The following is a 316-nucleotide window of genomic DNA, read 5'->3' as shown; positions in this document are numbered from 1 at the left end:
TAGGTTAAGTTAGAAAGGGCGCACGGCGGATGCCTTGGCACTAGGAGCCGATGAAGGACGGCACTAACACCGATATGCTTCGGGGAGCTGTAAGTGAGCTTTGATCCGAAGATTTCCGAATGGGGAAACCCACTGTCCGTAATGGGACAGTACGTTCACGTGAATACATAGCGTGATCGTGGCACACCCGGAGAACTGAAACATCTAAGTACCCGGAGGAAGAGAAAGAAACATCGATTCCCTTAGTAGCGGCGAGCGAAACGGGAAGAGCCCAAACCAAGAAGCTTGCTTCTTGGGGTTGTAGGACACTCTATAC

Annotated in this window: 1 rRNA gene; it reads left to right on the top strand. The window is 51.3% G+C overall.

Annotation, left to right across the window (positions count from 1 at the left end):
• Window positions 1-2: 2 nt before the first annotated feature.
• A 23S ribosomal RNA gene (locus tag GD002_RS17645) occupies window positions 3-316 on the top strand; the annotation flags it as partial.

The sequence above is a fragment of the Sporosarcina obsidiansis genome, from assembly GCF_009651005.1.
Lineage (GTDB): Bacteria > Bacillota > Bacilli > Bacillales_A > Planococcaceae > Sporosarcina > Sporosarcina obsidiansis.
This window is presented reverse-complemented; position numbering and strand designations above follow the sequence as displayed.